The organism is Chitinophaga sancti, from assembly GCF_034424315.1.
Lineage (GTDB): Bacteria > Bacteroidota > Bacteroidia > Chitinophagales > Chitinophagaceae > Chitinophaga > Chitinophaga sancti.
In genome coordinates this window covers 2,987,781-2,999,819 of sequence record NZ_CP139972.1, presented here as the reverse complement: position 1 = coordinate 2,999,819, position 12,039 = coordinate 2,987,781, and the positions used below count along the sequence as shown (strand labels likewise).

Sequence of the window (12,039 nt, the reverse complement as noted above, 5' to 3'; positions counted from 1 at the left end):
ATGAGGCGTTCGAATCTGATCCTATTCATTATACTTGGCGCCTGCCTGCATGCAGCAGGGCAGGGGCAACCATCACCCTATGCTACGAGGATCGGCATGATCCTGCAGGAAATGCCATCACCCAATGACAGCCTGAAAACCATCTCCATGAAGCAGCTGGAAAAGCTGGGAGAACCCGGCTTGACAACATTGGCTATGATGTCGCAGACCGGGAATGTAAACGTGCAATATGCCCTTTCTGCCTATACCGTATACGTTACTGCTGCCCTGCGTGATTCTGCCCGTAAAACGGCTGTAAAAGCTTATTGCAGGGCATTGAAACAAGTCAGCACCATCCCAGCCAAAATTTTCCTGATCAATCAGTTGCAGCTATGTGGCAATGATGTGGCAGCAGCTGCTATTGCGCCTTACCTGGTGCAGGATGCCCTGTGTGATGCAGCAGTAAGAGCGGTGATCCAGATCGATGGCCCCGTTGCCAAACCAACGGTCGTATATGCCTTATCAAAATCAAAAGGTAATGCCCGGATAGCATTGATCAATGCCATTGGGGAACTTCGTTACCTGAGCGGACTGGATGCTGTAACTGCCCTGGCTGATACTAAAGACCTGCGCCAGCGCAGGGCCGCCCTGATGGCCATCGCCAGCCTGGGGAATGAAAGCAGCGATTCATTATTACATGCTGCAGCAGCAAAAGCCGGCTATGTATACGATAGTTCGAATGCAACGGCAGCGTATATATTATTTGCACAACGCATGGCAGATAACTGGCCGCAGGAACCTGCCAGGATAATTGCCGCCCGCATGCTCAGGGAATGTAAATCCCATGCACAGCTGCCTGCAAGAATTGCGGCGCTGCAGATCATGGCAACAGTGCATTTCAGTGATGGCAACAGGATCCTGGGCGATGCAGCAGCAGATCCTGATCCCGCCTTCAGCGCAGCAGCCCTGAAAATGGCGGCAAAGAATATGAACAGTGCCAACACCAGTTACTGGTTAGACCGGGTGGTAAGAGAAAAAGGAGCTGCGAAAGCGGGGATTCTTTTACTGCTAGGCGGCAGCCAGCAGCGAGCCGCCACAAGGGTGATCCAGGCTGCCCTGGCAGATACGAACCTGGTGGTGAAAACTGCAGCGATCAGGGCCACCGGCCTCCTGGGTAATACAACCATGATCGCTTCACTGATCTACGAAATGAACAAAGCAGACAGCAATACCATCTTCCTGATCAGGGATGTATTGCTCACCATGCGGAGCAGAATGGTCGCTTCAACGGCAGGCATTTCTTTACAGAACAAACCGCCACTGATGCAGATTGCTTTACTCCAGGTGCTGGCAGAAAGAAAGGCGGACGAGGCGAAAGGAAGAGTAGAGGCATTGATGCAAAGCGCAAACCCTGCTGTAAGGGAGCAGGCAGCGAAAACCATGAAAGCAATAACAGGTACATGATTTTTATTTGTGGCATCGTATTTGAAGATAAGGACATATGTTCCTTATTCTGTAATTAATCAATACATGCTTATTTATGAAAACTAAATTATTGCTTGCTGTACTGGTACTAGGCTTCCTTGTATCAGGTTGTAAAAAAGAATACATCACACAGGAAATTCCGAATATAACAATTCAGGGCTCCGTTGCCAGCAATACCTGGCAGTATGATAATACCACGAAAACTTATTACAGAACTATCAGCGTACCTCAGATCACAGATGCGACTAACCAGACAGATGGCGTACTGGTATATATCTCCGGCGATGGTAAGACCTGGGAAGCTTTACCGGATGTATACAATGGTTCTTCCATCGTATACACTTATACCACCGGTTCCCTGACCCTCGAAATTCAGGGTGCTGATGGGTCTACCGTAAATCCTCCGGGCAACCTGTATGTGAAGATTGTATTAGTGGCATCTGCATAATAAGAATCACAACACAATTTATTGGCCCCCTCAGCAGAGGGGGCTTTTTTATTTCCCCTTTCTGATAGGTAATTCTCCTTTTGTAATTTATATTTGACCTAACTAATCAGCATCATTTTGATTTTGGAATATCAACGTATATTTTTGTCCGAACAGTGAACACGGCAATATTGCCTTCTAAACTTTCATGCAAAATTATGGTCCGGAAACTACTGAATGTGACAGGTCTCTTACTGGCACCTTTTTTACAATTGATGGCGCAAAGCCAATATGAACTTAACAGCGGCTGGGAATGTGCAAACGTCTCTGACGTGACTGTTAAGGGCGAGGCACTGTCAGCTCCTACCTATGGGCTCAAAGGCTGGTTGCCGGCTACTGTACCAGGTACTGTTTTAACGACATTACTGAACAACAAGCTGGTTCCAGATCCCTTCTATGGAATGAATAATGAGCGTATACCTGATATCTATACCACAGGTCGCGATCATTATACCTATTGGTTTGTAAAAGATTTCTCTGAAGCAACTCCTGCTGCTGACGGCCAGGTATGGCTGCACTTCAGAGGTGTGAACGATGGTTGCGACATTTACCTGAACGGTCATCGCCTGAATGCGACTACCCATTACGGTACTTACCTCCGTCATTCCTACAACATTACTTCCTTCCTCGCAAAGGATGGTAAGAACCGCCTGGCCGTGATCGTATATCCGCCTGTTATCGTGGGTAATCCTAACGGTGGCCAGGGTGGTGATGGTGTGATCGCCAAAAACGTTGGCCCTCAGTACACTGCTGGCTGGGACTGGATCCAGCCAATGCGTGACCGTAATACCGGTATCTGGGATAAGGTGACCATCGAGAAAACCGGTGCTGTCAACATCAGCAACCCGCATGTGGTAACCCTGGTGCCAGGTCCAAGATGGCCGGAAGCGAAGCAGGCACCTGCTACTATCAGGGTAAGCGCAGAACTGGATAACGCTACTGCAAAAAGCATTGCAGGTACCCTGCGTTATACAATCGGTGGTGTAACCGTGAGCAGCAAAGTAACGCTGGCACCAAAAGCACATACCGAAGTACAGCTGCCTGACCTGGAGCTGAAAGATCCTAAACTCTGGTGGCCTTCTGGTTATGGTCCGCAGAACCTGTACCAGAGCAAGGTTGAATTCGTAGAAAACAATAAAGTAGACGATACAGAAGAGATCAGCGTAGGTGTGCGTGAGATCCGTACTTTCTGGAATGCACACACCAGGAGCCGTGAACTTTCTGTAAACGGTCAGAATATCTTCGTTAAAGGTGGTAACTGGATCACTTCCGATGCCATGTTCCGCTTCACAGATGAGCGTTATGATGCAGAAATCCGTTTCCATCGCGACATGAACCTGAACCTGATCCGTATCTGGGGCGGTAGTCTCACCGAAAGACCAGAGTTCTTCAAGGCCTGTGATAAATACGGTATGCTGGTATTCCAGGACTTCTGGATGAGCGGTGACTGTAATGGCCGTTGGGTAGATCCAATGAAGAAAGAAGACCAGTGGACCCGCAGGCAATATCCTGATGACCACCGCCTGTGGATCAACTCTGCTGCGGACCAGGTAAAACTCCTGCGTAACCATGCCTCCCTGGCATTCTGGTGCGGCGGTAATGAGATCACCCCTCCGACCGACATCTTCGATGTACTGGCAGACAGCATCATGCCTAAACTGGATGGTACCCGTTACTTCTTCCATTATTCCAACACAGACAGTATGTCTTACAACATGCTGGGTGGCAATGGCGACGGTCCTTACAACTGGCAGCCGCTGAATGTATTCTGGAATGAGAGAACCTGGCCATTCAACTCTGAAGTAGGTTCTGTAGGCGTAGGCGACCTGGAATCCCTGGAACGCTTTATTCCAAAAGAAAACCTGGTAGGCCCTGAAAACAAACCTGGTGGTGTTGATTCAGTATGGGATTATCATAAATACATTCCTTACTTCAATTCACTGGATGTATACGGTAAACCAAAGGATATCAGAGACTGGACAAACAAGGCACAGCTGGTGAACTATGACCAGTACCGTGGCCTGATGGAAGGTTTTAGTTCTCATATGTGGGATTGGTATACAGGTGTGATCATCTGGAAAACACAGAACCCATGGACAGCATTACGCGGCCAGCACTACGATTACTACCTGGATCCGAATGCATGTCTGTACGGTAACAGAACCGGTGCCGCACCAGTACATGGTATGATCAACCCGACTGATGGAACCGTATTCATTGTAAATAATACCTTCAGCTACTACCATGATATCATGCTGCAACTGAAAGCGTATGATATGAAAGGTCATGATACCCTGATCACACAGGTATTCTGTGAAATTGGCCCATCCAATGTGCAGAAGATCATGAATGTGAAGAATTTCCTGGATAAGCTGGCAGAGAAAGAAGGAGTATTCCTGGCAGTACGCCTGATCAAAGCTGATAAGACGGTAATGGATGATAACCTGTACTGGTTCCCTGATGCAAAAGGTAACTACTCCGGTTTACAGAACATGCAGGCCGCTAAGCCGCAGATCACTGCAACGAAATCAGGTAATGAGATCCATGTAAAGATCAGCAATCCTAAGGGTGGTCCGCTGGCGTTCTTTAACAGGGTATCACTGATAAATCCGCAAACGAAGAAGAGAATTTTGCCGGTGTTCTACAATGATAACTATGTATCAGTCGTACCAGGTGAAGAGAAGGTGGTGATTATCAGTGGCGATGCGATTGCAAAAGCTGGTAAAACCCAGGTAACGGTAAGTGGCTGGAACCTTGCAGAACAGGTGATCGAAATCAAATAGGAAAGTATTTTTATAGCCGGCCGCAAGGCCAGGAGCGAAAAAAAGGGCATGTCACTTCGTGATTTGCCCTTTTTTTTGAAAGTTATCCACAAAAAGGAAATACATTTAACCCGAAATGGCAGCCCCCCAATTCTCCCGGAAAACAGCCATTTTTCACCTAAAACGTTAAAATCTCCCTTAAATTTTGACTTTTTTAAAAAAAATTACATATATAATATATACCCTCCAAACCATTGATACTGATATAATTTTAATCAATTTGAGACACATAAACCTGTATCGGTTCATATATTATTAATATTAAAAAATACTAATAACTAAAGTATTTACTATATTTATTTCCGATTTACATCCTTTTATCCAATATGATGCCAAAGCAACGAGGGTTGTTGTTGCTGGAGAAGCTATGTGCGGTAGTAATAAATGGAACATTTAGTATGAAACTGGAGCGATTGGTTACATATTAACGGCAGTAAAGCATATAATATTATTTCGTATTGATGAATATTTGGCAATGCAGTATAAATCTATATTTATCGTATTAATCTTAGGATGGATCAGCGCGCTAATCGGGTGTTCTAAAGGCGGTGCCGCCTGCGACACTGGCCTCAAGCCTAAAATCAAGAGCAATGGTCCCATTGGTAACAATGAAATCCTCACTCTCTCCAGCACTGGGGTGAGTGCAGTATCATCCTATGCCTGGACAGGTCCTAACGGATACACATCTACTGAGCAGGCGCCTAAAATCAGCAAACCTACCAGGGGTAAATTTGTGTATTCTTTAACTGTGACGACTACAGGTGGCTGTACCTACTCCGGTGTCTCTGATACCATCGTTGTAACAGGGCCTACCAATGCCTGCGGTCTGGATAGTAACCAGGCTACGTTGTCAGGAGTGGTTGACCTTTCCTTCAACAAGGTAATTGGTACTACCGGTACCAGTGATTACATGATCACTGCGACCAATGGTAATGCGACCATCACAGTGGAATTCCCTAATAACCAGCCTCCACAGGAAGGGATCTATGCTATCTCCAAGTCCAGCACAGCGCTGTCTAATGGTTATTGCAGACTGATTGCAAAAGCAATTACCACCGCTCCATGGACGACTGATACCAATTCAGGATCTGTTTATGTTTCTATTGATAATAATGTTACCACTATCAGCTTCTGTACAGTGAAGTTCAACTCCACTGAATATAGCGGCGATGTAAATGGTGCGGCACGTATTATCTGGAAGCCTTAATAGCGTTCCCTTCAAAGCTTGTCATAATTGAATCTATAGCGAGAAAGTTCCGGGCATAGTCACCAGCACGACTGGTGATGTGTCCGGAATCTTCATTTAGAGCCTGTAGTAATCCCTCATACAGGGCCTGTTGGTTTTCTGCTGCTACCACAATTCCCAATTCATGTGTTCTTACCAGCTCATACAGGCTGGTTCCCTCATTCGCTGTGATCAGGGCGAGTCCTTCCACTGCAAGAATAGTCGTCAGCTTACTGGGCATGACAAGGTCTGCTGCGTTGGCTTTCTGGATCACAAGGTGAATGTCTGCCATGTTCAGGAACCTGTTGAAATGTGAAGAAGCCTGGGTAGGGTAGAAGATCACATTCTGCAGTGACATGGACCGCGCCTTGTTTTCTAAGGTCGTTTTATACGGACCTGCACCGCAGATGAGGAACTTCAACCTTGGGTCGTCCTGCATGGTTATTGCTACATCCAGGATAGATTCCAGCCCCTGTTTTTCCCCGATGGCTCCTGAATAAAGTATTACCTTATCTTCTGCCCGAAAGCCAAAACCGGCTTTCAGTTGCTGCCTTTCATTAATGGGAAAGAAATAACTGAGGGCTACCCAATTGGGAAAGAAGAAGATCTCCCGGCCTGATTTTGCCGCGATCTTCCTCATCATTCCCTCCGAGATGCTGCTTAGGAGGTCAGCCCTGTGCAGGATAAAACGTTCCATCCGGAAAAGGGTATTGATCAGCCAGCGGGAGCGGATCATCTGCAGGTCACGGGCTGCCTCTATCTGCAGATCCTGTATGTGATAAAGCAGCCGCGCCCCCCTGATCCATTTGTACAGCAGGCCCAGAAAGCCCAAATGAAACGGGGGAACGACTACCATGACCACATCAAATTTCCTGGTGAACAACAATATGAACAGGCGAAAAAATGCTGCCAGGAAGAAGGAGGCATCCATCAGGACGCGTTTCATACCTGAAGGTGCTGCCGGTATATACTGGGGACAACGATAAACGGTGAGGCCCTGCTGTATTTCCTTTTTATACCAGTGGCCCTGCTGTTCATAGGGCGCTTGTATTTTCCAGTGTGGGTAATAAGGATAAGTAGTGATGACTGTGCAATCGTAGCCTTTTTCAGCCAGCCATTGCATCATTTCCCCATTGTATTTTCCAATTCCCGTTGGCTCTGGGCTATAGTTACCTGTAATCAGTAATAATCGTTCGGCCATAATTCTTAATAAGCGTTCTTATCCCCTTTAGCCATGTTCACTAAAGTCTGGAATATGATCTGGCAATCCAGCCAGAAACTATAATTTTCGATATACCAGATATCGTATGCTACTCTTTTCTCCATCATACCTGACTGGCTGGTTTCACCCCTGCAGCCATTTACCTGTGCCCAGCCGGTGATGCCCGGTTTTACCATTTGCCTGCGCATATAGTGTTGCACCGTTTCACGTGATTCTATGTGCAGGGGCGTGGCGTGCGGACGTGGGCCTACAAATGACATGTTGCCCATAAGCACATTGAAAAACTGCGGCAGCTCATCGAGATTGGTTTTACGCAGGAAACGACCAATGGAGGTAACACGGCTGTCATTTCGTGTAGCCTGCAGGAACCTGCCATTTGCATCTACTTCACTGGTTTGTACGATCATGGAGCGAAACTTATAGCAGGTGATCTTTTTATTTTTCAGACCCCATCTTTCCTGTTTGAAGAGTACCGGCCCTTTGGAGGTCAGTTTGATCAATGCGGCAATGAGCAGGAACAACCAGCTGAATGCAGAAAAAAGCACGAGTGTAAATGCGATATCAAATGCCCGCTTCATACGCTGTAATCCCGGGTCATCCAGCGGAAAGGAACGTATATTAACCAGCGGGAAGGATCCCAGCAGGTTCATACTCACGGTGGTAGAGCAATACTGATGCACATCAGGAATGATCTTCACACTCTTGGCGGCACGTTCACTGGCTACAATAATGCTTTCCGTTTGTTCCCTTGCATATTCAGGCAGTGCAACGATCACATCATCCACTTCATTTGATTCAAGAATATTGGTCAGTTCAGAGATCTTGCCCAGGTAGTGGCCATGCAACTGTGTATGCGCCTGATCATCTACAAAGCCGATACAATTATAACCGAAATGCCCGTTCTTGGTGATGGTGTGGTAGAAGTTGATACCTGTTTCGCCGGCTCCCACGATCAGTACATTTTTTGTACGATGCCGCTGAGACCTGAGTCTTAATAAAGTTTTCTTTACCGCATACCTGGTGATCATGGCACCTGCAAATACATATGCGGAGTAGAGGAGGGTAAAGGTGCGGGGATAGCTGTACGTTTTGAAAAGATAAAAGAACAGGAAAGTGAGCACACATGCCTGTAACAATACATTTTTTAACAAGGCGACAAATTCAAATGAAAACGAATTGACTTTGTCATATTCATCATACAGCCGGAGCGATGCGCCGAGCACGATCCAGGTGCCGATGCTGATACTCAGCAGGATCCAGTCCATGCTGGTAAAGATCATTTCCCCCTTGGTACTGATATAATATCTGGTGAGGACAAAGGCTGCCCCGAGTATAGTAAAATCAATGAATTGCCGTACATACTGAACAGCATAATTTCGATTCTTCATAGCGACAAGATTACTGAGGGCACTGGTTGCCGTGTATTAATTTCCTATTGGCGTTACTGTTAGTTTAACTCTGTCAGGTTTGGGTAGGCTATGATGATTGGAGTTGACCTGGGGGCTTGGTTTTATTATTACAAAACGGCTGTGTTTTTTATTTTTGCTCCGGTAAAATTGAGATTAGATCATGCTGCTGATTTTCGCTTGTACAGTAAATCCATTTGTAAGATCTGCAAATCGTCTGTCTGGCAGAAACCAACAGGGGCGATAAATTCAAAGCCCAGTTCTTTTACGAAATTATGCATCTCATCAAAGAGGGGTTCTCCTTCATACATAGGCACAAAAGAGGTTTCAAACAGCAGGTAATCTATTTTGTCCAGGCTTTCTGCGGCACCTTTCAGTACTTCTTTTTCAAATCCCTGTACATCCAGTTTTAATAATACCGGCGCTTCAAAAGTGATATTGCTGATCAGGTCATCAATCCTTTTTACAGGTACTTTGATCTGGTGTTCAGAGGCCGTCTGCGGAAAGAATTGTTGCTGTATGGCAGATACATGCAGGGCAGAACTGGCATGCGAATAATCGTTCTGAAAAAACTCCAGCACGCCATTGGTACTCCCCAATGCAAAGTTGTAGGTACTAATGCCATTCGCTTTGCTGATGTTCTGTTGCAGCGTGCGAAATACATCCGGCACCGGTTCAAAAGAGTGTATACCTGCACGGGGATAAAAGTAGCGTGCAGAAAGGGCAAACTGACCCTGGTTTGCACCTACGTCGATGATCGTTTTTATCTCCGGGATATAGTGTTTACAGTTATGCAGAATGGTGGTGGAGGCAATGGACCCTCCCTTTTTCCACAAAGCACTGAGACCTCTTCCTGATTGTAAAAATACCCTGGCCGCGTCCGCAATTTTGAAAATGAAATTCATGTTAAAAATTTAGTGTTCCAGCAATGTTTGTAAAAGTTGATTGTTTCCTGAATGCTTTTGTTCCATGTAAAGAGTTGTGATCGGGCATAGCCTGCCTGGATGATGCAGGCTCTGAAATTTGCGTCTTCGAGTAAGCGGATCTTTTCCGCAAAGGCAGCAGGAGAGGGGTTGTTTACAAGTAGCCCTGCAGTACCAGTCACTTCCGGAATGGAGGTGGTATGGGTAGCGACTACGGGGCAACCTGCTTTCATAGCTTCTCCCGGTGGAAATCCAAAGCCTTCGTAAGAGGAAGGATACAAGAGACACCAGGCATAATTGTACAGGATGTTCAGCTCTTCAGCGCTTACATTCTGTAGTATATGATACCTGCCTGGAATTGCCTGTTCCAGTATCTCCCTGTCTTTGGGAAGCCAGGCTTCACCACCTGCTATCACCAGCTGATAATGGGCCGGTAATAACTGTAATGTTGCCACTGCCTGGTCGAAGTTTTTGTAGTGACTGCGCACGCCGATGTACAGGATATAAGGGGATGGCGGTGGTGCAGCAGCTGGCGGCAGCTGTTTGTTCATCGGGAAAAAACAATCAGCGATACCATGATGAATTACCCTGACCTTTTCAGGATCCGTTTTGGGGTAGAAATGCAATAACTCTTTACGGGTACTTTCTGAGATACAGATAATACCGTCTGCATGGCGTATGCCATAAGCCTTTTGCCGGATGTTGGCCAGGCCGCGGGGGAAACGGGTAGCCATCCTTCGCTCATGTGCAAAGTCATGTAAGGTGAGAATATTGACGATATCCTTTTGTGGAGATACCCGCAGGTATCCACCATGAAACACTGCATTGGAAGGCAGTGTATAGCGTAATGGCAAATAACGCAGGTATTTGGGAGGTATCCAGCTTTCACGGATACAGGGATAAGGACTGTAGTCGAGCTGCTGTTCAAAGAGGTTGCCGGAATGCGGATCTGCATTCAGAAAGTTCAGCGGCAGGTCTGCATTGCAGAGCCCTTTCAGGAGCTCATACCAGTACATGGACACGCCACCGGCCCTTTGAATAGTAAACACGATATTGTCTAAGTAAATTTGCATCACGTTATAGTTTTACCAGGCTCTCCATCTTCATACGCGCATATCATAGCTACTATAATCAGGAACAGATCTATCTGGCTGAAAAAGAAGCACACCCATACAAAGGCAAAATATCCTTTTTGAAATGGGGCCATCTGCGGTCGCGTTATGGTTAATACTACAAAGAAGCAAATGAGGGCAAAGGCACCAAACTCGGCCAGAATATAGAACCAGCGCATGTTTAGATTATGGCCGCCAATGCCATTTAGCCTGTTCTCATAGTTCACCTGCCCAAAGAAGTATTGTGCGGGAATGAATGTGCTGTTACCCGCACCATAACCTGAAAACAAAAGATAAGGCTCGTCTTTAAAGAAGTCTACCACCGGCAGTTCCATATCTCTTTGCAGCGGCATACCCATGACTACATTGTTTTTCTGCCAGATATCATTATCATATCTGTATACAGAGCGCTTAAAAACCAGCTGGTAAAAAGTACTTGCCTGGTTTTTGGCGTACAGTTTTATGAAGTATTTACTGGATGCGGCAATGCCCATGAAAAGCCCGATGATGATGCACATGGACATGAGGATACGTACCCTCGTGGAAGCTATTCCGGAAAGGAATACACAACAGATGCCTGCTGAGAGCAGGTTGATCCAGAAGGTTTGTGATACTGTTAGCACGCCCATAATGATTGACAGCGTGGCCCACTTGTAATCCCTGTCATAGAGAAATAAAGGGATGGTGAGCGAAAGGAATGCACTGTACACCTTAGGCTCTGCAAATAATGCCTGTACACGCAGGCTGAAAAAGGAGGTGGATTGCTCCAGCAGGTAACGGTGTTGTAAGCCGATGATCTCGCCTAGCGTTTCACTCCTTAGGAGGAATTGTGACAGGATCTGAAGAATGGCAATTGCAAAAGAAAATTTTGCTATCTTCTTCATTGTATCAGCATAAATTGAAAAAGACAACTGTTCCCTTTCCTGCACAATTTTGGCACCTATTGCGAACAGCGGGAAAAATGACTTGATGTAAAAATATATGGGCCGGAAATAGAAAGCCGATTTCTTACCAGGCGGATAATAAAACGGATCTTTATAAACCTGTACAAGAATAAAAATAATGAGACTGGACAATGCGGGTATTACCAGTAAAAGAAGGTATTCCCGCCTGATAAGTATTTGTCCTGTAAAGAGCCTGTGGCCCTGGTCCAGCATAAAGGCCACGCTGATAAAAAAAGTGGCGGTAAAGGTAGGACCAACTATCAGCATCGTATAGGCTTCGGTGGCAAATGCGAATAAGACTGTTTCCATCGCAGTGATCCGCTTGTTGTAATGCAGGTACAGCAAAATGAAGGCAATGATAAGGGGCATTGCTTCCTTGAATATCTCCACAAAGGGATTACTGCTGATGAGGGCGTTATAAATACTATCCATAT

Annotated in this window: 9 protein-coding genes; 4 read left to right on the top strand and 5 right to left on the bottom strand. The window is 46.1% G+C overall.

Features of this window, described 5'->3' with window-relative positions:
- The 4 genes from U0033_RS11505 to U0033_RS11490 all read left to right on the top strand — a co-directional run bounded on the left by U0033_RS11505 (position 1) and on the right by U0033_RS11490 (position 5,980).
- On the top strand, positions 1-1,443 hold the full coding sequence (locus U0033_RS11505) for a HEAT repeat domain-containing protein (protein ID WP_072356492.1): 1,443 nt from the start codon (positions 1-3) through the stop codon (positions 1,441-1,443).
- 76 nt (positions 1,444-1,519) lie between these two features.
- A complete protein-coding gene (locus U0033_RS11500; RefSeq protein ID WP_072356494.1) occupies positions 1,520-1,912 on the top strand; it encodes a hypothetical protein in 393 nt (130 codons plus the stop codon).
- Between the two features lie 197 nt (positions 1,913-2,109).
- Positions 2,110-4,734 carry a glycoside hydrolase family 2 protein gene (locus tag U0033_RS11495; protein WP_072356496.1) on the top strand — a complete coding sequence of 875 codons (2,625 nt, stop codon included), beginning with the start codon at positions 2,110-2,112 and terminating at the stop codon, positions 4,732-4,734.
- A gap of 514 nt (positions 4,735-5,248) precedes the next feature.
- Positions 5,249-5,980: a hypothetical protein gene (locus tag U0033_RS11490; protein ID WP_072356499.1), complete on the top strand. Its 732-nt coding sequence runs from the start codon at positions 5,249-5,251 to the stop codon at positions 5,978-5,980.
- On the opposite strand, the gene U0033_RS11485 is transcribed toward U0033_RS11490, so the two are convergent.
- The 5 genes from U0033_RS11485 to U0033_RS11465 all read right to left on the bottom strand — a co-directional run bounded on the left by U0033_RS11485 (position 5,964) and on the right by U0033_RS11465 (position 12,037).
- On the bottom strand, positions 5,964-7,199 hold the full coding sequence (locus U0033_RS11485) for a WcaI family glycosyltransferase (protein WP_072356501.1): 1,236 nt from the start codon (positions 7,197-7,199) through the stop codon (positions 5,964-5,966). The genes U0033_RS11490 and U0033_RS11485 overlap by 17 nt on opposite strands.
- A 5-nt stretch (positions 7,200-7,204) precedes the next feature.
- The gene (locus tag U0033_RS11480; RefSeq protein WP_072356503.1) at positions 7,205-8,608 is read right to left on the bottom strand and encodes an undecaprenyl-phosphate glucose phosphotransferase; all 1,404 of its coding nucleotides are present in this window, start codon (positions 8,606-8,608) and stop codon (positions 7,205-7,207) included.
- Positions 8,609-8,787: 179 nt separating this feature from the next.
- Positions 8,788-9,531 (bottom strand): FkbM family methyltransferase, encoded by a 744-nt coding sequence (locus tag U0033_RS11475; protein ID WP_072356504.1) that lies wholly within the window; start codon positions 9,529-9,531, stop codon positions 8,788-8,790.
- A complete protein-coding gene (locus tag U0033_RS11470; protein ID WP_072356505.1) occupies positions 9,528-10,622 on the bottom strand; it encodes a glycosyltransferase family 4 protein in 1,095 nt (364 codons plus the stop codon). The genes U0033_RS11475 and U0033_RS11470 overlap by 4 nt, the downstream gene beginning before the upstream one ends.
- Positions 10,622-12,037, bottom strand: a complete 1,416-nt coding sequence (locus tag U0033_RS11465; RefSeq protein WP_072356506.1) for a hypothetical protein — start codon at positions 12,035-12,037, stop codon at positions 10,622-10,624. The genes U0033_RS11470 and U0033_RS11465 overlap by 1 nt, the downstream gene beginning before the upstream one ends.
- Between the last annotated feature and the right edge of the window lie 2 nt (positions 12,038-12,039).